General features: G+C 70.6%; 5 protein-coding genes. 2 read left to right on the forward strand and 3 right to left on the reverse strand.

Annotated features, from left to right (window positions below):
* On the reverse strand, positions 1–18,078 hold the full coding sequence (locus P3102_RS19625) for a non-ribosomal peptide synthase/polyketide synthase (RefSeq protein WP_276360664.1): 18,078 nt from the start codon (positions 18,076–18,078) through the stop codon (positions 1–3).
* Positions 18,079–18,191: 113 nt separating this feature from the next.
* A complete protein-coding gene (locus P3102_RS19630; RefSeq protein WP_276360666.1) occupies positions 18,192–19,451 on the reverse strand; it encodes a serine hydrolase domain-containing protein in 1,260 nt (419 codons plus the stop codon).
* A gap of 777 nt (positions 19,452–20,228) precedes the next feature.
* Between P3102_RS19630 and P3102_RS19635 the strand changes: the two genes are divergently transcribed.
* Positions 20,229–20,681: a DUF2243 domain-containing protein gene (locus tag P3102_RS19635; protein WP_276360668.1), complete on the forward strand. Its 453-nt coding sequence runs from the start codon at positions 20,229–20,231 to the stop codon at positions 20,679–20,681.
* Here P3102_RS19635 and P3102_RS19640 read toward each other — a convergent pair.
* A complete protein-coding gene (locus tag P3102_RS19640; protein ID WP_276360670.1) occupies positions 20,678–21,199 on the reverse strand; it encodes a CGNR zinc finger domain-containing protein in 522 nt (173 codons plus the stop codon). The two genes, P3102_RS19635 and P3102_RS19640, sit on opposite strands and share 4 nt — an antisense overlap.
* Positions 21,200–21,309: 110 nt before the next feature.
* On the opposite strand from P3102_RS19640, the gene P3102_RS19645 reads away from it, so the two are divergent.
* Complete coding sequence (locus P3102_RS19645) at positions 21,310–22,203, forward strand: alpha/beta hydrolase (protein ID WP_276360671.1); 894 nt, start codon at positions 21,310–21,312, stop codon at positions 22,201–22,203.
* Positions 22,204–22,235: the final 32 nt, after the last annotated feature.

Below are 22,235 nucleotides of genomic sequence, written 5' to 3' on the forward strand. Positions count from 1 at the left end.
TCAGAGTTCGATGGTGGGGTCACCGGAGGCGAGGAGTTCGAGATCCCGCAGGATCATCTCCTCGACCGTCTCGGCCAGTACGGCCACGGTGCGGGCGGTGAGCACGTCACGCGGGGTGAGCCGGATGTCGAACACCGCGCTCGCCCGGGAGGCGATGTGCAGGCTCCGGATCGAGTCCCCGCCGAGCTCGAAGAAGTTGTCGTCCGTGCCGACCCGCTCCAGCCCGAGCACCTCGGCCCAGATTTCCGCCACGACACGTTCGGTGTCGGTCTCCGGGGCGGTGTAGGCCGGTCGCGGTTCGGCGGTCTCCGGGGCGGGCAGCGCTCGCCGGTCGAGCTTTCCGTTGCGGCTCAAGGGAAGCGCTTCGAGCCGGACGAACACGGCGGGGATCAGGTACTCCGGCAGCGTCCGGCCGAGGAAGGTCTTCAGCTCGTTCGCGGGCAGCTCGTCACCCACCAGGTAGGCGACGAGCACTTTGGCCCCCGGCCGGTCCTCCCGGACGATCACCGCGGCCTGGGTGATCGCGGGGTGGGCGGCCAGTGCCGCTTCGACCTCGCCCGGTTCGATCCGGAAGCCGCGGAGTTTGACCTGCTCGTCGACCCTGCCGAGGAACCGGACGCGACCGTCGGTGGTCCAGGCGGCGAGGTCCCCGGTGCGGTACATCCGCGTACCCGGCGGCCCGTACGGATCGGCCATGAAGCGATCCGCCGTCAGGCCGGGACGGGCGAAGTAGCCACGGGCGAGCCCGGCTCCGCTGACGAACAACTCGCCCGGTATTCCCGGCGGAACCGGTGTCAGCCCGGGATCCAGGACCTGGACGCGCATCCCGTCCAGCGGACGGCCGATCGGCACCACGTCCGGCACCTCGTCCACAGTGGACATCGGGAAGGACGTGGCGAAGGTGGTCGTCTCGGTCGGACCGTAGCCGTCCACCACCCGCAGACCAGGGCAGTTACCCAGCACCTGCCGGACGGCGGCGGCCGGGACGACGTCGCCACCGGTCCAAACCTCACGCAGGCCGGTGAAGCAGTCCGGAGCCTCTTGGGCGAGCACCCGGAACAGACCCGCGGTGAGCCACAGGCCGGTCACGCCGTCCTCGGCGATCGCGTGCCGCACGGCGTGGGCGTCGAGGTCGGCGGGCGGTGCCACGACGACCGTGCCGCCGTTCAGCAACGGCACCCACAGCTCGTAGGTGGTGGCGTCGAAGGCCGGCGGCGAGTGCAGGAGCACCCGCTCGTGCGCGCCGCCCGCGAACCGCCGGTCCGCCGCCAGCGCGGCGACGTCACGGTGCCGGACGGCGACTCCCTTCGGCGTCCCGGTGGAGCCGGAGGTGTACATCAGGTACGCCACCTGCTCGGGATCGACCACCACGCCGGGGTCGTGGTCCGGACCTGCCTCCGGCTCGACCACGACGTGTCCCTCGTGCACCCGTGCGAGGGTGTTCAGCCAGGTCTCGTCGGTGACGGCGTAGCCGACCCCGGTCAGGAGAAGACGCAGGCGCTCGTCCGGGGCACGGGTGTCCAGGGGTACGTAGACGCCACCCGCCTTGGCGATGGCGAGTTCGGCGACCACGAACGCGCTCGACCGCTCGGCCAGGAGGCCGACCCGGTCCTCGGGCCGGAGTCCGAGCGTGCGCAGCCGGTGCGCGAGCCGGTTCGCCCGCCGGTCCAGATCCGCGTAACTCAGGGTCTCGCCACCGGCCACGACCGCGGGCGCGTCCGGACGGTCGCGGACCTGTTCGGCGAACATTTCCGGCAGCGAACGGACCGCCGGTTCGTCGCCGGTGGCGTTCCAGTCACGCAGCACGAGCCGTTCTTCGTCGGCGTCGAGCACCGGCACCCGGCTCAGCGGACGGTCGCCGTCGGCGGCGAGTTCGCGCAACAGCAGGAGCAGCCGCCCGGCGATGCCTTCGATGGTCGTCCGGTCGAACAGTGCGGGGTCGTAGCCGAGTTCCACCGCCAGCCGCGGTCCCGGCGACGAGACCACGGTGATCGGGAAGTTCGTCGTCTCCAAGGCCGCCAGATCACGGACGCGCAAGCCGTGCTCGGCGGCCGCGTCGTCCTTGATCGGGTAGTTCTCGAACACCACGAGGCTGTCGAACAGATTCACGCCGCCGGGCAGCCCGGTCCAGGTTTGCAGCCTGCTCAGCGGCACGAAGTCGTATCCGCGCGCCTCCGCCTGAGCGTTCTGCAGCTCCTTGAGCCACCGGGCCACCGTCGCCGAACGGTCGACGCCGGCGCGCACCGGCAGGGTGTTGATGAAGATGCCGAGGATGTCGTCCACTTCGGACAGTTCGGCAGGCCTGCCGGACACGGTGGCGCCGAACACGACGTCGCGGCGTCCGCTGTACGCCGACAGCAGCAGCGCCCAGGCGCCCTGGACCATGACGTTGAGCGTGAGGCCGTGCCGCTTGACGAAGCCGTCGAGCCGGGCGGTGTCCGGTTCGTCCAGCGAAAACGGCAGCCAGGTCGCCGAGCAGGTCGTGTGGGTCTCCGACGGCATCCGGTCGAAGGGCAGTGGTGTCGGCTCCCCCACGCCGTCCAACGTCCGGCGCCAGAACCGTTCCGCCTCGGCGTCATCCCGTCCGCCCAGCCATTCGAGGTAGTCCCGGAAGGGACGCCGGGACGGCAGCGGGCCTCCGGCGTGGGCCGCGCACAGGTCGGCGAGCACGCCGAACACGCTCCAGCCGTCCAGCAGGACGTGGTGGAAGGTCCACAGCACCTGTGCTTCGGTGTCCGAGAGCCGGGCGAGGGCGACGCGCATCAGTGGTGCACGGGCGAGGTCGAGACCTTCCTCGCGATCCTCGGCCAGCAGACGCCGCAGCCGCTTCGCGCGTTCGGCTTCGGACAGATCCGTCCAGTCGAGCCGCCGGATCGGCAGCGTGACGTCGCGGTGCACGATCTGCACCGGTTCCGCCAGACCGTCCCAGACGAAGGCGGTCCGCAGCACCGGGGTGCGGTCGAGCACCTCCTGCCATGCCCGGGCGAGCACGTCGAGGTCGGTGACGCCGTCGAGGACGAACGTCGCCTGTTCGAAGTACAGGCCCTGCTCGCTCTGCGACAACCCGTGGAAGACCATCCCGCCCTGCATGGGGGTCAGCGGGTAGACGTCCTCGACGGCGCGGCCGTCGCCCGCCAGCCGGTCCACCTGGGACTGGTCGAGGGTGGCGAGCGGGAAGTCCGACGGGGTCCGGCCACCCGCGCCGGGTTCGGCGCAGTGCTCGATGATGCCCCGCAGCGCGGCGAGCAGGCCGTCCGCCAGCGCGTCGACCGTGGACTCCTCGTGCAGGTTCGCCGAATACGACCAGGACACTTCGAGCGAGTCCTGCTCCACCCTGGCCACGACGTCGAACGCGTGCGTCCGCGTCGCCGCCGCGTCCAGGTCGGCGTCCAATCCCCCGCGCATGGCGCGATAGAGGCCGCCGAGGTCCCAGTCGAACCGGCCGAGGTAGTTGAAGCTGACCGGCGCCTCGATCCGCGGCGCGGTCCCGGCGAGGTGGTGCAGGGCGCCGTAGCCGATGCCACGCCGGGGTACCGCCCGCAACCGTTCCTTCACCGCCTTGAGCGCGCTGCCCCAGTCCGTGGCCGTCTCCAGCGCGACCGGGAACATGCTCGTGAACCAGCCTGCCGTGCGTGAGAGGTCGACGTCGTCGAACAGGTCTTCGCGGCCGTGGCCTTCCAGGTCGACCACGATCTCCCGTTGCCCGGTCCAGTCGGCCAGCACCCGGCCGAGTGCGGTGAGCAGCACGTCGTTGACCTGGGTGCGGTAGACCTCGGGCACGTCCCTCAGCAACGCCTTGGTCTCGTCCGGATCGAGCCGGACGGTGACCGAGCGGGCCGAACCGATCGTGTTCTCGCCGTCGTGGTCGGCGGGCAGCGTGGCAGGCCGCGGGACGGCCCGCCAGTACGCCAGTTCGTCGTCGAAGCCGCCCGCCGCGGTGTGCTCGGCGAGCCTCCGCGCCCACGAACGGAACGACGTCGTCTTCGGACCGAGGTCGCCGCCGCGGTACGCGGTTTCGAGATCCTCCAGGAGGATCCGCCACGACACGCCGTCGACCACCAGGTGGTGCGCGGACAGGGAAAGCAGCGGCCCGCCTTCGCGAGGACGGGACAGGACGGCCGAGAACAGCGGGCCGTTCCGCAGGTCGAAGTCCGTTGTGGACACTTCGCCGATACGCAGTACGTCCACCGGCTCCGGTGGCGCGTTGTGCTGATGCCAGCCGTCCTCGGCGCGCACGAACCGCATCCGCAAGGCGTCGTGATGGTCCAGGACGGTGATCAGCGCGGCGCGCAGCGCGGCTTCGTCGACGTCCTCCGCGAGTTCGACCAGGACGGACTGGTCGAACTGCTCGGGCTGGGTCGCGAAGAACCAGTGCTGGATCGGGGTGAGCGGCACGTCGCCGGTGACCGGGCCCTGCTCGGCGAGGGTGGGCGCCGGACCTTGCGCGCTCGCGGCGAGCGCCCGGATCGTCGGATAACGGAACAGGTCCTTCGGCAGCAGCCGAAGCCCCGCCCGCCGGGCACGCGACACCACCTGGATGCTGAGGATCGAATCGCCGCCCAGTTCGAAGAAGTCGGCTTCCGCGCCCACTTCCTCGACCCCGAGCACCTCGCCCCAGATCTCGGCGAGCGCACGTTCGGCGTCCGTACCGGGGGCGGTCCACGCGGTCACCGTCCGGCTGAAGTCCGGCGCCGGCAGTGCCGCCCGGTCGAGTTTCCCGTTGACGTTCAACGGAAGCTCCTCGATGGGGACGAACGCGGCCGGGATCATGTAGTCCGGCAGCTCACGCCTCAGGAACTCTTTCAGCTCGGTCGTGTCCGGCACGTCCGTCCCGGCGACGACGTAGGCCACCAGCCGCTTGACTCCTTGGTCTTCGCGGGCGAGCACAGCGGCCTGGACCAGGCCGGGGTGGGCCCCGAGCGCCGCTTCGATCTCACTCGGCTCGACGCGGAAGCCGCGGATCTTGACCTGCTCGTCGACCCGGCCGGTGAACTCGAGCTGCCCCTCCGCCGTCCACCGCACGACGTCCCCGGTGCGGTACATGCGCTCGCCCGCCCGGAAGGGGTCGGCGACGAACCGATCCGCGGTCAGCCCGGCGCTGCCCAGATAGCCGCGGGCCAAACCCTCCCCCGCGAGATGCAGTTCGCCGGGTACGCCCGGTGGCACCGGCCGCATCGCGCTGTCGAGGACGTAGGCCCGTGTGTTGTCCAAGGGCCCGCCGATCGGGACCACGTCGGGCACCTCGCCGACCGACGACATCAGGCGCACGGTCGCGAAGGTCGTGGTCTCGGTGGGGCCGTAGACGTCGGCGACCACCGTGCCGGGGCAGGCTTCCAGCACCCGGCGCACCGCGGTGGCGGGGACGGCGTCACCGCCGGTCCACACTTCGCGCATCCCGGCGAAAGCGCCGGGGGCCTCTTGTGACACCAACCGGAACAACCCCGTGGTCAGGAACGCCCCGGTGACCCGGTGTTCGGCGATGACACGGGCGAGCGTGTCGACGTCGAGGTCACCGGGTGGCGCCACCACGACACAACCGCCCGCCAGCAACGGCACCCACAGCTCGTAGGTGGAGGCGTCGAAGGAATGCGGTGAATGCAGCAGCACCCGCTCGTGCGCTCCGGTCCGGAACCGCCGATCCCAGGCCAGCGCCACGACGTCGCGATGGCGCGCCGAGACCCCCTTGGGCGTTCCCGTGGAACCCGAGGTGTAGATGACGTACGCCAGGTTGTCCCGATGAGGCGTCGGAAGGCGACGCGGCGCGGACGGCGCGGCGTCCTCGGCGATCAGGACCCGCCCGGGGTGGAGGGAGCGGGCCACCGGCTCCCACGCCCGGTCGGTCACCAGCACCGAGACCCCGGAGAGCAGGCTCTTGAGCCGTGTCTCGGGCGCGCGGGTGTCCAGTGGCAGATACGCTCCGCCCGCCTTCACGATGGCCAGTTCGGCGATCACCAGCTCGGGCGCGCGTTCCATGAGCACGCCGACCGGTTCCTCGATGCCGAGGTCCAGCCGTTGTGCCAGCCGGTCCACGCGGGCGTCCAGCTCGGCATAACTCAGCTCGACACCGTCGGCGGTCAGCGCCGGCGCGTCCGGCGTCCGCCGCACCTGCTCGGCGAACAGTTCGCCCAGCGTGCGTTCGGGTACCGGATTCGCCGTGTCGTTCCACTCGACGAGCACCTGCCGCCGTTCGGCGTCGGTGAGCAGGTCGATCTCGTCCAGCGACCGGCCGAGACCCTCGCCGAAGCCACGCAGGACGCCGGTCAGCTGCCGGGCGATCCGGTGCGCCGTGGCCGGGTCGAACAGATCCGGGTCGTAGCCGAGGTCGATGGACAACCGGTCGCCCGGCGAGGCGACCACACTGAGCGGATAGTTGGTCGTCTCGACCGCGTCCAGCGCCCGCAGCCGCAGGCCGTGCGCGGTGGCCGCCTCCTCGTTGATCGGGTAGTTCTCGAACACCACCAGGCTTTCGAACAGGTTCGCCCCGGCGGGCACGCCGCTCCACCCCTGCAACCGAGTCAGCGGCAGATGCCCGTACCGGCGGGATTCGACCTGGCCCGCCTGTAGCTCCCCCAACCACGACGCCGCGTCGACCGCGCCCGCCACGGTGACCCGGACCGGGAGGGTGTTGATGAAGATGCCGGCGATGTCGTCCGCTCCCGGCAGGTCCACCGGTCGCCCGGAAACCGTGGTGCCGAAGCAGATGTCGCGGTCGCCGGTGTACCGCGCGAGCAGCAGCGCCCACGCGCCCTGCAACAGCGTGTTCACCGTGAGCCCGGCACTCCGCGCGGTCTCCTGCAGCCGGGTGGTCTCGTCCGTGTCGAGTTCGACGGTCAGCCAATCCGACGAGCGGGTGGTGTGCGCCTGTGCGGGCGGCCGGTCGAACGGCAGCCGTGCGGGCGAAGTGAGGTCGCCGAGCACGGTCCGCCAATGCGTTTCGGCGAGCCGGTCGTCCTGATTCGCGAGCCACTCGACGTAATCGCGGAACGGACGGCGGCGGGGCAGCTCCTCGGCTTCCCCGCGGCTGAACGCGCCGTGGCAGGCGAAGACGTCGGACAGGATCCCGAACACACTCCAGCCGTCGAGCAGCACGTGGTGGAAGGTCCACAGCACGCGGACCTCGGTGCCGGACAACCGTGCCAGCGTGAGCCGCAGCAACGGTACGGCCGCCAGGTCCATTCCCTCGTCCCGGTCACGGTCCAGGAGCTCCCGCCAAGCGGTCTCACGCTCCGCTTCGGACAGTGCTCGCCAGTCGTGCTGGGTGACCGGCACGGCGACCGCCCGCCCGACCACCTGCACGGGCTCGTCGACGCCCTCCCAGACGATGCGCGTGCGCAGCACCGGCGTCCGGTCGACCACGCGCTGCCAGGCCCGCGCGAGGAGCTCCGGATCGGTGACCCCGTCGAGGACGAACGCCACCTGCTGGAAATAGACCCGCTCCTCGCCCTGGGACAAGGCGTGGAACACCATGCCGGACTGCATCGGCGTCAGCGGATGGATGTCCTCGACGTCGGGGGTGGCGAGCCGGTCCACCGTCGCCTGGTCGAGCCGGGCGAGCGGGAAGTCCGACGGCGTGCGGCCCCAGGCACCGGGCTCGGCGCAGTGCGCGATGATCGAACGCAACGCCGTGACCAGTGAATCGGCCAGCCGGGCGACCGTCTCCTTCCGGTGCACGCCCTCCGCGTAGTACCAGGAGAATTCCAGTTCGTCGCCTTCGACGCGGCCGACGACATCCAGCAGATGCGCCCGGACCGAGCGCGGGGAATCGTCCGATTCGAGACGGCCGGACTCCGCGGCGAAACGGCCGAGGTAGTTGAAGCTCACCTGAGGTTCGATCTCCGGCGCCGTCCCGGCGAGGTGACGCAGGACTCCGTAGCCGATGCCACGCCGGGGTACCGCCCGCAACTGCTCCTTGACCGACTTCAGCGCCGTGCCCCAGTCTTCCGGGACGTCGAGCGCGACCGGGAACAGCGTGGTGAACCAGCCGACGGTCCGCGACAGGTCGACGCCGTCGAACAACTCCTCCCGGCCGTGTCCCTCCAGATCCACCAGCACCCGGTCGCGGCCGGTCCAGTCGGCCAGCACGCGGCCCAGCGCGGTGAGCAGCACGTCGTTGACCTGGGTCCGGTACACGTCGGGCACCGCGCGCAGCAATGCCGCGGTCTCCTCGGCGGCGAGGCGCGTGGTGACCGCACGCATCGCCGCGGCGGTGTTCGGGCCGTCGCCGTCCACCGGCACGGCGGGCTCCGCGGCCGTGGCGTGCCAATGGCCGAGTTCGTCGTCGAACCCTCCCTTGGCGGTGTGCTCCGCCAGCCGTTCCGCCCACTCCTGGAAGGAGGTTCCACGCGGACCGAGGTCGACGACTTCTCCGCGTACCGCTTGCCGGTACGCCTTGTCGAAGTCCTCCATGAGCACCCGCCACGACACGCCGTCGACCACGAGGTGGTGCGCGGACAGGGTGAGCCTGCCGGGCGCGGACAGCGTGGCGCGCAGCATCGACCGGGTGGCCAGGTCGTGCTCCACCGGTGTGTCCAGGACCTCGGCCGCGGGATCGACCGGGGCGTTCACCTGCCGATGGCCGTGGCCGGCCTGCTCGAACCGCATCCGCAGCGCGTCGTGGTGCTCGACCAGCGCGGCCAGCGCGGTACGCACCGCGCCCGGATCGGCCGGAGCCGGCAACTCGATTTCGACGCGTTGATCGAAATGTCCCGGATCGTCGGTCTGCGTGGCGAAGAACCACCGCTGGATCGGGGTGAGCTCGACGTCGCCGCTGATCGGGCCCCGGTCGACGGTTTCGTGGACGTCGCCCGCCGAAGCGGCCAGTTCGGCGATGGTGCGGTACGTGAACAGGTCACCGGGCAGCAGGTCGAGCCCGGCCTGCCGGGCGCGGGAGACCACCTGGATGCTGAGGATCGAATCTCCGCCGAGCGCGAAGAAGTCGTCTTCGGCGCCGACCCGCCCGACCCCGAGCACCTCGGCCCAGATGTCCGCGAGCACGGTTTCGCGGCCCGGCCGCGGCGCCAGGTAGGCGGTGGCGCGCTGAGCGCCGAAGTCGGGCACGGGCAACGCCCGTCGGTCCAGTTTCCCGTTGACGTTCACCGGAAGCCGCTCCAGTGCGACGAACACCGCGGGGACCATGTAGTCCGGCAGGGTGCGGGCGAGGAACTCCCGCAGTTCGCCCGTGTCCGGCACGCCGCTCTCGCCCACGACGTAGGCCACCAGGCGTTTGACGCCGCTGTCCTCCCGCGCGAGCACCGCGGCCTGCGCGAGGGCGGGATGCGCACCCAGCGCCGCCTCGATCTCCGCCAGCTCGATCCGGAAGCCGCGGACCTTGACCTGCTCGTCGACGCGGCCGACGAACTCCAGCTGCCCCTCAGCGGTCCACCGCACGATGTCCCCGGTGCGGTACATCCGCTCGCCGGTGCCGAAGGGGTCGGCGACGAACCGGTCCGCCGTGAGACCGGGATTGGCCAGGTACCCGCGAGCCACGCCCTCACCGGCGATGTGGAGCTCACCGGGCACCCCCGGCGGCACGACGGACAGCCCGGCATCGAGGACGTAGGTCCGCGTGTTGTCCAGCGGTCCGCCGATCGGCACCACGTCGGGCACCTCACCGACCGAGGACATCAACCGGACGGTCGCGAAAGTGGTCGTCTCCGTCGGCCCGTAGACGTCCGCGACCACGGTGTCCGGACAGGCTTCCAGCACCCGGCGCAATGCCGCGGCGGGGACGGCGTCACCGCCGGTCCACACCTGCCGCATCCCCGCGAAGCACCGTGGATCCTCTTGTGACACCAGCCGGAACAACCCCGTCGTCAGGAACGCCCCGGTGACCCGGTGCTCCGCGATCACCCGGCGAAGCGTCGCGACGTCCAGTTCCCGTGCCGGCGCGACGACCACACAGCCGCCGTTGAGCAGCGGTACCCACAGCTCGTAGGTGGAGGCGTCGAAGGAATGCGGTGAATGCAGCAGCACCCGCTCGTGCGCTCCGGTCCGGAACCGCCGATCCCGCGCCAGCGCCACGACGTCCCGCTGCCGCGCGGCGACCCCCTTGGGCGAACCGGTCGAGCCCGAGGTGTAGATGACGTAGGCGAGCTGGTCACGATCGGTCGGGACACCCGGCGCCGTCGCCGGTTCGCCCGCGGCGTCGTCCACCGTCAGCAACTGTCCACACCGGAGCTCTTCGGCCTGCGGCCGACGTGCCGTGTCGGTGACCACGATCTTCGCTTCGGCTTCGGTGAGCAGCAGGCGCAACCGGTCCGCCGGTGCCCGCAGGTCCAGTGGCAGGTAAGCGCCACCCGCCTTGGTGATCGCCAGCTCCGCCACGACCAGGTCGGCCGAGCGGTCCATCAGCACCGCGACGCGCTCCTCGGCACGGACGCCGTGCCGCAGCAGCAGATGAGCCAGCCGGTTCGCCCGTGCGTCGAGTTCGGCGTAGGTCAGGGACCCGGTGTCACCGGCCACCGCGACGGCTGCCGGAGTGCGCCGTACCTGAGCTTCGAACAACGGCGTCAGCGCGGCTTCCGGCAACGCCGCGCCGGTGGCGTTCCATTCGTGGACCACGCGGTTTTCCTCGGCGTCGGTCAGCATCGTGATCGCCGAAACTCCCACGTCCGCCACGCCCCGCAGCAGCACGCCCAGATGTGTGGCGAGCCGTTCCGCCGTCCCGGCGTCGAACAGGGCCGGGTCGTAGCCGAGCACCAGCGACAGCCGGCGTCCCGGGTAGACGACGACGCTGAGCGGATAGTTGGTCCGCTCCGCCGCTTCCAATTCCCGTACCCGCGGCCCGTCGGCGAGTTCGTCGATCGGGTAGTTCTCGAACACCACGATGCTGTCGAACAGGTTCGTCCCCGCCGGGACACCGCTCCAGCCCTGCAGCCGGGTGAGCGCGAGGTGCCCGAACCGGCGTGAGGAGACCTGCCGGGCCTGTGCCTCCCGCAGCCAGTCGACCAGCCCGGCACCGCCGTCCACGCGCATCCGCACCGGCAGGGTGTTGATGAAGATGCCGGTGATGTCGTCCACCCCGGGCAGCTCGGGCGGTCTGCCCGAGACGGTCGCGCCGAAACAGACGTCCTGCTCACCGCTGTATCGCGACAGCAACAGCGCCCACGCGCCTTGGACGACGGCGTTCACCGTGAGCCGATGGCGTTTCGCGAACGTGTACAGCCGGTCGGAGGCGGCTTCGTCCAGCTCGGCGGCCACCCGGTCGGCGGATCTGGTCGTGTGCCCGCGGGCGGGTGTCCGGTCGTAGGGCAACGGTGTCGCCGCGGACAGCTCGGCGAGCTCGTCTCGCCAGTATTCTTCGGCGGCCCGGTCGTCCTGGCGGGCCAGCCAGGCGAGGTAGTCGCGGAACGGCCGTCGTTCCGGCACCGCCTCGTCGTCGTCCCGGGCCAGCGCGTTGACGTCGGACAGGACCTGGAAGACACTCCAGCCGTCGAGCAGCACGTGATGGAACGTCCACACCACCCGCACGGCGTCATCGGGCAGCCTGACGATGACGAGCCGTGTCAACGGCGCGCGGGCCAGGTCGAGACCTTCCTCGGCGTCGGCCTCGAGCAACCGCCGCAGTGCCTCCTCTTGCTCCACGGTGGACAATTCGGTCCAGTCGAGGTACGTGATCGGCACTGTGACATCGCGTTCGACCAGTTGCAGCGGCGACGGCACGTTCTCCCAGACGATCCGGCTGCGCAGTACCGGCGTCCGGTCCACCACCCGCTGCCAGGCCGCACCGAGCCGCTCCGGGTCGGCGACGTCGTCCAGCACGAAGGTCAGCTGTTCGAGGTAGACCCGGGTGCCGCCCGGCGCCAGGGCGTGGAAGACCATCCCCGCCTGCATCGGGGTCAGCGGATAGAGGTCCTCGACCGCGCGGCCGTCGCCTGCCAGCGCGTCCACCTGCCGCTGGTCCAGCGCGGCCAACGGGAAGTCGGACGGTGTCCGGCCGCCCGCCCCCGGCTCGGCGCAGTGCCGGACGATCTCCCGCAACGCGTCGAGGAGCGCGTTCGCCAGCCCGTCCACTGTGGACTCGTGGTGTACGCCGTCGGCGAAGAACCAGTCGAACTCCAGCGCACCGCCGTCGATGCGGCCGACGACGTCGAGCAGATGCGGTCGGATCTCTTCCGGGGCGACCTCCAAGGTCAGTTCACGGCCGGGCGCGGCGTACAGGCCGCCGTCGGCGACCGGCGGGTCGAACCGGCCGAGGTAGTTGAAGCTGACCGCCGGGGTGATCGCCGGCGCCGTCCCGGTGAGGTAGCGCAGGACGCCGTAGCCGATGCCGCGGCTGGGCACCGCACGCAACCGCTCCTTGACCGTCTTCAGCGCCCGGCCCCAGTCACCACCGGCTTCCAGTGTCACCGGGAACAGGCTGGTGAACCAGCCCACCGTCCGTGACAGGTCGGCGTCCTCGAACAGATCCTCGCGGCCGTGGCCTTCGAGGTCCACCACGACGCGGTCGTGGCCGGTCCAGTCCCGCAGCACCCGGCCGAGCGCGGTGAGCAGGACGTCGTTGATCCGGGTGCGGTACACGGCGGGCACGTCACGCGTCAGCGCGGTCGTCTCGGCTTCGGTCAGCCGCACGGTCACCGACCGGGCGGCACCGGCGGTGTTCGGCCCCGTGCCGTCCACCGGCACCGACGTGTCGCCGTCGAAGTCCTGCCAGTAGGCCGATTCTCCGGCGAACCCGCCCGCATCGGCCCGGTCGGTCAGCCGGCGGGCCCACTCGAGGAACGACGTCGACCTCGGTCCGAGGTCGACGGCCTCACCCCGGACCGTCTGCCGGTAGGCCAGGTCCAGGTCCTCCAGCAGTACTCGCCAGGACACCCCGTCGACGACGAGGTGATGGGCGGCCAGCCGAAGCGTCTTGCGGCCGTCCTCTTCGGACAGCCATGCCCGCAGCAACGGCCCGCGTCCGAGGTCCACTTCGGACGGTCCGGCGAGCACGTCCACCGGGCCGGGTGGCGGGTTCACCTGACGCCATCGCCCGTTCGCGCGCTCGAACCGCATCCGCAACGCGTCGTGCTGCTCGACCAGTGCCGACAGCGCCGTGCGCAACGCGGCCTCGTCGACATCCGCGGCGAGTTCCATCGACAGCGACTGGTCGAACCGCTCGGGCCGCCGGGTCTGGGTGGCGAAGAACCATTCCTGGATGGGCGTCAACGGCGCCTCACCCGACACCGGCCCCCGAGTGGTCGCTCCGCCCGTTTCGGTGGCCGTGGCCGCCAGCGCGGCGACGGTCTGGTGCCGGAAGAGGTCGCTGGTGCTCAGCGCGAGCCCCGCCCGGCGCGCACGGGCACCGACCTGGATGCTCAGGATCGAGTCACCGCCCAGGTCGAAGAAGTTGTCCTCGACCCCGACCTCGTCGAGCCCGAGCACCTCGGCCCAGATGCCGGCCAGCACACGCTCGGGTTCCGTCCGCGGTGCGGTGCGGCGGACGGCCGTCGGCTCGAGCGCCGGTTCGGGCAGCGCGCGTCGGTCGAGTTTCCCGTTGGGGCTCAGGGGAAGCGCGTCGAGCAGCACGATCGCCGACGGCACGAGGTAGTCCGGCAGCACCTCCGCCAGCGAGCCGCGTACCGCCGTCGCCTCCGGTGCCGTGCCCGGTGCCGGGACGACGTAGGCCACGAGCCGTTTGCGGCCGCCGTCCGGCCGCGCGAGCACCACGGCCTGCGCGACGTCCGCCCGTTCGGTGAGCACGGCCTCGATCTCCGCCGGCTCCACCCGGAAACCGCGGATCTTGACCTGGTCGTCGGCCCGGCCGACGAACTCCAGCGTGTCGTCGGACCGCCAGCGCACCAGGTCACCCGTGCGGTAGCACCGGCTTCCCGGCTCGCCGAAGGGGTTGGCGAGAAAGCGTTCGGCGGTGGCGCCCGGTCGGTCGGCGTAGCCGCGGGCCAGGCCTGGCCCGGCGACGTACAGCTCGCCCACCACTCCGCGAGGCACCAGCCTCAGCCGGGCGTCGAGCACGAAGGCGCGCATTCCGTCGAGTGGGGTGCCGATCGGCACGACGTCCGGCACGGAATCCGGTGACGTCATCCGGAAGGCGGACGCGAACGTGGTCGTCTCGGTGGGCCCGTAACCGTCGACCACGGCCAGTCCGGGACAGCAGGCGAGCACGCGACGGACCGTCTCCGCCGGAACCACGTCGCCGCCGGTCCAGACTTCACGGACACCGGTGAAGCAGTCGGGTTCCTCTTGCGCGACAAGCCGGAACAGGCCCGCCGTGAGCCACAGCGCGGTCACGCCGTGCCGGGTGATCAGCTGCCGCAGCCGGTCGACGTCGAGGTCCCCCGGCGCGGCGACGACGACTTCGCCGCCGTTGAGCAGCGGTACCCACAGCTCGTAGGTCGACGCGTCGAACGCCAGGGGCGAGTGCAGCAGCACCCGCTCGTGCGCGCCGCCGGTGAACCGGCTGTCCCCGGCGAGCGCGACGACGTCCGCGTGACGCACCGCGACGCCTTTCGGCAGGCCGGTGGAACCCGAGGTGTACTCGACGTACGCCAGATTGTCGGGGTTCAGGTCGGGGTTCGGCCAGGCACCGGACTCCGCCGGGACGACCACCCGAAGTGGCCGCGGGTGCACGTCCGCGGCCACTCCGGCCCACGTGGAGTCGGTCAGCAGCAACGCCGAGCCGTCGAGGATCCGCCGCATCCGCGCGGCGGGCGCACGCAGGTCGAGCGGCAGGTACGCGGCGTTCGCCTTGAGGACGGCGAGGACGGCGACGACGAGGTCGGCCGAGCGGTCCATCAGGATCCCGACGCGGTCTTCCGGCCGCACACCCAGCTCGATCAGGTGACGGGCGAGCCGATCGGCGCGGTCCTGCAGTTCGCGATAGGTGAGCGAGGTGTCTCCACAGGTCACCGCCGGCGCGTGTGGTGTCCGGGCGACCTGGTGGTCGAAGGCCGCCGGGACGGTGTCGACCGGGGCGACGGGCCCACCGGCGGGAAGCAGGAACCGCCGGTCCTCGTCCGTCGTGAGCGGCAGGTCACCGAGCGGCCGGGCGGGATCGGCGGCGATCCCGGTCAGCAGGGTCTCCAGCCGGGCGGCCAGGCGTTCGACGGTGACGGCGTCGAACAGGCCGGTGCTGTACTCGATCGCGAGCTCGAAGGTGCCGTTGCGCGGCCAGAACTCGATCACGAGGTCGAAGCGGGCGGACGGCCGCGGCAGATCGTGCTCGGTGACCCGGAGTCCGGCGACCTCGTGCGGCCGCACCAGCGGGCTCTGCAGGACGACGACGGCCTGCACGAGCGGCGTCCGGGAGGCGTCGCGTTCGGGGCGTACCGCGTCGACGACCCGGTCGAACGGCGCGTCGGCGTGCGCGAAGGCGTCCAGCACGGTCTCCCGGAACTCGCCGAGGAAACCGGTGAACGACCGGTCGTCGTCCACCCGCGAGCGCAGCACCAGGGTGTTGACGAAGAACCCGGTCAGCTTCTCCAGCTCGGCGCGGTCCCGTCCGGTGACGGCCGTGCCGACCGCGACGTCCTGCTGCCCGCTGTGGCGGGCCAGCAGGATCTGCACGGCGGCGGTCAGCGTCATGAACAGGGTCGCGCCGTGCTCGTGGCCCAGTGCGGTGAGCCGGTCGACCAGCGCCGGGGGCAGCGGCCGCCGGTGGACCGCGCCCTCGGTCGACCGCCGCGCCGCGCGGGGCCGGTCGGTCGGCAGGGCGAGCGGTTCCAGGCCGTCCAGCCGCTGCCGCCAGTACGCCAGATGCGGGCGCAGCACCGGGCCGGTCAGCCGGGAACGCTGCCACGCGGCGAAGTCGGCGTAGCGCACAGGGAGTTCCGGCAGGGTCTTCCCGGCGTAGAGGTCCATCAGCTCCTCGGTGAGGATGCCGATGGACGCGCCGTCGGTGACGATGTGGTGCTGGCAGAGCACCAGCAGGTGGTCTTCGTCCGCCAGCTCGAACAGGGTGGCCCGGGTCAGCGGGCCGTTCCGGAGGTCGAACGGCCGTGACAACTCCTTGGTCAGTTCGCCGTCCAGATCGTCCACTGTATGCACTGTGTGCACACTGTCCATATCGGACAGTCGGCGGATCTGGAGCGGGATGAGGGCGGACGCGGCGATCCGCTGGACGCCCTCGTCGTCCACCACGTCGAAGGTGGTGCGCAGGGAGTCGTGGCGGGCGCAGAGCAGGTCGAGCGCGTTGGCGAGGGCATCGACGTCCAAGGGACCCGAGAGCCGCAGCCCGACACCGGTGTTGTTCTCGGTCGCGGCGTTTCCGGAAAGCTCGTCGAGGAACCACAGCCGCTGCTGTGCCGGGGAAATCGGCACCGGCCGATCGTCGGGAGCGATCGGGATCGGCTCGGCCCGGGCCGGGTCCGGAGTCTCCGGCAACAGCCGGGCGAACCGTTCGACGGTGGAGGCGTCGAACAGTGCCTTCGCCGTCAGCTCCGTCCCGAATTCCTTGCGCAGCCGGGAAAGCACCTGCACGACGAGGATCGAGTCGCCGCCCCGGGCGAAGAAGTCGTCGGTGGCGCCCACCGGGCCACCGCCCAGCACGTCGGCCCAGATCGCGGAAACGCGCCGCTCGGCGTCGGTCCGCGGCTCGACGTACTCGGTCGCTTCCGCCGGGGGTGCCGGTAGGGCGCGCCGGTCGACCTTGCCGTTGGCGTTCAACTCCAGGCCGTCCAGGACGACGAATGCCGAGGGGATCATGTAGTCCGGCAGTGTCTCGGTGAGCAACGCGCGCAGACCGGTCGGTTCCCCTCCGCCGTCGCCGCGGGTGACGAGATACGCGACGAGTCGTCTGCCGCCGGGCCGGTCTTCCCGGGCCACGACCACGGCCTCGGTGACGTCGTCGTGCCGGCGCAGCACGTCTTCGATCTCGCCGAGTTCGATGCGGAAGCCGCGGATCTTGACCTGCTCGTCGGCGCGGCCGAGGAACTCCAGCTCGCCGCCGTCGTTCCGGCGCACGACGTCACCGGTGCGGTACATGCGATCACCGTCGGGGCCGAACGGGTCGGCGACGAACCTCTCCGCGGTCAGCCCCGGCCGTGCCTGGTAGCCGCGTGCCAGCCCCGGCCCGGCGAGATGCAGCTCGCCCGCCTCGCCGTCGGGGACCGGGTTCAGGCCGGTGTCCAGCACGTAGGCCCGCATGCCGTCCAGCGGCCGCCCGATGGGCAGGCGTTCCGGCACCGAATCACGGGACGCCAGCCGGTGCGAGGTGGCGAAAGTCGTCGTCTCGGTAGGCCCGTACCCGTCGACCACGACGAGACCCGGGCAGTGTTCGAGGACGCGGCGGACCGGCCCTGCCGGGACGGCCTCCCCACCGGTCCAGACCTCCAGCACGCCGCGGAAGCAGTCCGGCGCCTCCTGCGCCACCACCCGGAACAGCCCGGCGGTCAGCCACAACGCCGTCACCCCGTATCCGGACACCATCCGGCGCAACGCCTCGACCCCGAGGTCGCCCGGCGGTGCGACGACGACGGTGCCACCGCTCAGCAGCGGCACCCACAGCTCGTAGGTCGACGCGTCGAAGGCCGGCGGCGAGTGCAGCAGGATCCGCTCGTGCGCGTCGCCGAACCGGCTGTCGGACGCCAGCGCCGCGACGTCCCGGTGCGTCACGGCGACCCCCTTCGGCACACCGGTCGAACCGGAGGTGTACATGACGTACGCGAGCTGGTCCGGATCCACCACCGTGCCGGGGGAACCGGAGGGTTCGCACTCCAGGGTGGGGTCGTCGAGGCGCTGCGCGTGGACGCCGGGAAGCGAGCGCTCCCGGTCGGTGAGCACGATCGAAGCTCCCACTTCGGCGAGCACCCGCTTCGACCGCGCTTCGGGAGCTCGCGCGTCGAGCGGGACGTAGACCCCACCGGCCTTGACGACCGCGACCTCGGCGACGACGAAATCGGCCGACCGCGCCAGGCTCACGGCGACCGGGTGTTCGGCGCGGACACCGAGCCGCACCAAGCGGTGCGCGAGCCGGTTGGCCCGCTCGTCGAGTTCACGATAGGTCAACGGGGCGAAGTCCCCGGTCACGGCGATCGCGTCCGGGGTGCGTGCCACTTGACGCGCGAACAGTCCGGGAAGGCTCACGCCGGCTTCCACGGCCGGCTCAGACGGGTGGGCTCTGGCGATGTCCTGGGATGTCATGAAACGTCGAACCTTCCGAGCGCGCGTCGAGGACCGTCTCGAGTGAGAGACGGCGGGGACGAAGACAAAGGGAGATGAAGACCGGCCTCGGGCCGTACGGCGGCGTGACCGCCTCAGTGACTCACCCGCTCGGCGAGACGCCCACCGACCTGCAAGGCGGTGACGCGTCCGGTGCGGGGGTCGCGGACGATGCGGCCGCAGTCGGCCCGCAGTCCGGTGGCGGGGTCGGGGACCGACATCGTCCCGCAGTCGTAGAGGGCCAGGTCACGATGGACCTCACCGTCCACCGTGAGGCACACGACACCCTCGGTGTCGGTCTCCACGACGTACTCCAGCTCCCCGTTGCGGTAGCCGCCGCGGCTCTCGGCCGGCACGGTGACCCGCCGGGCACGTTCGTCGCGCGCCCGGTAGTCGGGGATGTCCAGGCCGAGCGCGCGCAGCTCACGCAGCACCGCGGACCACAGCGCCGCTCCTCCGACGGCGTTGGTGGTCAACGCGACGATGGTCTGCCCTTCGCCGTCGATGCGCAGGTGGCACGACGTCCCGTCCGCCGTGCCGTCGTGGCCCAGCCACGTGGTGTGCTTGCCCTGGAACCGCGCCAGCCCCAGTCCCCAGCCGTCGGCGAGGCCGAACGGTTCCGCGGCACCCGGGGCGTACATCTCCTTCGCGGTCTCCTCGTCCAGCAGACAGGGATTGCCCAGGTGGACCTGCCCGAACTTGATCAGTTCGCGCGCGCTCAGCGCCAGGCCGCCCACGGGAGCCAGCACCGGGGCCAGCATCTGCTCGACCGCGCGGGGCCGGGTGCCGGGACGACCGGCGTGTCCGCTGGCGGTCGGCTCCCGGCCCGCGCAGCCGACGAAGGCGGCGTTCATGCCCAGCGGGCGGATCAGGATCGTTTCGAGGGCCTCCTGCCACGGCATGCCGGTCGCTTCTTCGATGAGCATGCCGACGAGCGCGTAGCCGACGCTGGAGTAGGAGAAGGCGGTGGCCGGGGCGCAGACCAGCAGCTCCGGATGCAGCCACCCGAGCAGGTCGCGGCGGCTGGAGCAGTGTTCGGCCGGGTCGGAGGGCAGGCCGCTGGTGTGCCCGAGCAGCTGGCGCAGTGTCAGCAGGCCGCCGAGCTCGCTGCCGCGCAGTTCCGGGAGGGACTCGCCGATGGGGGTGTCGAGCTCGAGGTCCTCGTCGGCCACCAAGAGCATCGCGAGCGTCGCGGTGAAGGCCTTGGTGATGGACCCGACGGGCACCGTCGAATCCACACTCATCGGGCGGTCACCGGCTTCCACGCCTGCTTCGGCCACCGAAAGCTCGTCGCGGTGCCACACCGCCAGCTGGGCTCCCGGCACGTGGTGCCGCTGGATGAGGGAGCTGAGCACCCCGGCCAGCCTGCCTGGCGGGATGGGCCGGACCGACCGCCTTCCGGGGGTTGCGGGAACACACGACTCTGCCACTGACGAAAACACTGAACTGACCTTCCGAATGCTTGGAACTGCCACAAGAGAAATCGCATGTAACCAATGATCGCTGTGGCGCCCTGGAAGTTCGCCGCGCATCATTCTCGCCAAGAGACGCTTCACAGATTGCCCACCCGGTCCGGCTTTCGATACCACCAAGTGGACCAATCAGGAAAACAATCGAAGATCATTCCGGTCCACAATCAATAAGCACACGATTGCCAAGATCGCACTTCGAGCGAGGACCCTGAAATTGGCCACCGGTCAATTCCAAGCCCTGGAACCGGGGACCGGATGCCCTTGATCTCGGGTCTCACCTGGGGTATTGCGGTGCCGCCGCCATCACCGGACACCGGCACGGCGGAAGAAAACCCACACATTCGACTTCGGCATGAAACTCGTCTGGCCAGTAGACGGCAAAAACTGGAAGAAATGTCTCCACGCGCAAACAACGTTCTATACCCAGAAAAAAACTGTTCAAACATGTGACTTGCAAGTAGGTGCCCCTGCGGACCGGTATACGATTACGGCCGCTCCGGCCCCGTGCCCGGCGAACTCCATCCGGCCGGCTCACCGAGTGGTCGGCGCGCGAGTCTCACCACAGGCGACACCGCTGTTCCGCCGTCGGGTTTCCGGCTGAACTCGGGTGAGCGTGCGGCAGGGTGTTTGAGTCGCGGCAGCGAGGTTAACCGTGCCCGCATGAGACTCCCCGCGTCCTCGCTCCTGCTCGGGTTGGGCTTCGGTGGCTTCATCGACGGCATCGTCGCTCATCAGATTCTCGGGTGGCATCACCTGCTGTCCAGCTGGTACCCGCCCGACACTCCGGAAGACCTTCATCTGAACATGGTCGGCGACGGCCTGTTTCACTTGCTGTGCTTGATCTTCGTCGTCGTCGGCGTCGTCCTGCTCAACCGCGGCAACCGGTTGCCCGCTCCCGTGCTCTCGGGCGGCGCGCTCGTGGGCTGGGGGGTGTTCAACCTCGTCGAAGGCACGGTCGATCATCTGATCCTCGGCGTCCACCACGTCCGCCCTGGCACCCACCAGCTCGCCTACGACCTCGGCTTCCTGGCGCTGGGCGCCGCACTCGTCATGATCGGCACCCTCACGGCACGACATCACGAGAGGCGCCTGAACGACGTGCGTGATCGCTAAGTCGAACGTTCGCGGTGATAGTGACGAGCGGCTTTCGCCCGGTTGCCGCAGGTTTCCATGGAGCACCAGCGTCTGGTGCCGTTGCGGGTCGTGTCGTCGAAGTACAGCGTGCACACCGGATACGCCGAACACCGCTTGATCCGTTCCGGGCGTGCGCGCAGCAAAGTCAGGTACCCGTATGCCGCGAGCCATGCGGGGTGCCAGGACGGTTCCTCGACCTCGATCACCTCTTCGGGGCCGCCCTCCCTCAGTTCCGGCCGTAAACGGCCTCGCGCCAGCACCGCGTTCAGCGCGCGTTCGGCGGGATCGCCAGGCCTTTCGAGCACCTCACGCAGGACGGAACGCGTGTGGCGCAACGGTTCCTCCGCGCCCGGCGGATCAGGGAGGTCCCACTCGGCCAGCCAGCCGCCGATCCCGCCGGGTTCGTCGAAGACGTCCTGTCGAACACCACGATCGGGCCACGTGGTGTTCAACAGGTCCAAAGCGAGGGGCTCGCCGGACAGAGGACGGTGCAGCACATCGACATCCTACCCTTCGTCGCTCGCTTGACAGGTTAGGTCGTCGCCTGCTTGTCTCTAACCGCTCTAAACAACTTAGATGGTTAGATCCAGCCACGAGGAGTTTCTCCATGCCCACAACCACCCGTCCAGCCGGATTCGACGAGGTGTCCCACCGCACCCAGACCGTCGACGGCCACAGCGTCTTCTATCGCGAGGCCGGCGACCCCGCCGCACCGACGGTGGTGCTGCTGCACGGCTTTCCCACGTCGTCGTACATGTTCCGGACGCTGATCCCCGCGCTCGCCGATCGCTACCACGTCATCGCCCCCGACCACATCGGGTTCGGGCACTCCGAAGCCCCGTCCGTCGACGAGTTCGACTACTCGTTCGAGAACCTGACCGCGGTCACGATCGGGCTCATCGACGCACTCGGGTTGGACCGCTTCGCCCTTTACATCCAGGACTACGGGGCACCCATCGGACTCCGCATCGCGAGCCGGCATCCGGAGCGGGTCAGCGCGCTGCTGGTGCAATCCGGCAACGCCTATGTCGACGGCTTCACGCCGTTCTGGGACGTGCTGTTCGCGCACGCCAAAGACCGCGAAACCCACGAAGCAGCCGTACGCGAGCTCCTGGAGCCCGCGGCAACCCGGTGGCAGTACACCCACGGTGTCCCCGCCGACCGGCTCGACCGGCTCACCCCGGACACCTGGACCCTCGACCAGGCTCTGCTCGACCGCCCCGGCAACAAGGAGGTGCAACTGCAGTTGTTCTGGGACTACCAGTTCAATCTCGACGTCTATCCGGCCGTGCAGCAGTACTTCCGCGAGCACCGCCCGCCGACCCTCGTCACCTGGGGCGAACACGACGAGATCTTCGGCGCCGACGGTGCCCGCGCCTTCCTCCGTGACCTGCCCGACGCCGAGTTGCACCTTCTCGACGCCGGGCACTTCGCCCTCGAGACGCACGGCCCGGAAATCGCCGCGCTCATCCGGGACTTCCTCGGCCGCACTTTGCGCTGACCTCGATCGGCGCCGGGACTGCTCCGTGTGCG

This window comes from Amycolatopsis sp. QT-25, assembly GCF_029369745.1.
Classification (GTDB): domain Bacteria; phylum Actinomycetota; class Actinomycetes; order Mycobacteriales; family Pseudonocardiaceae; genus Amycolatopsis.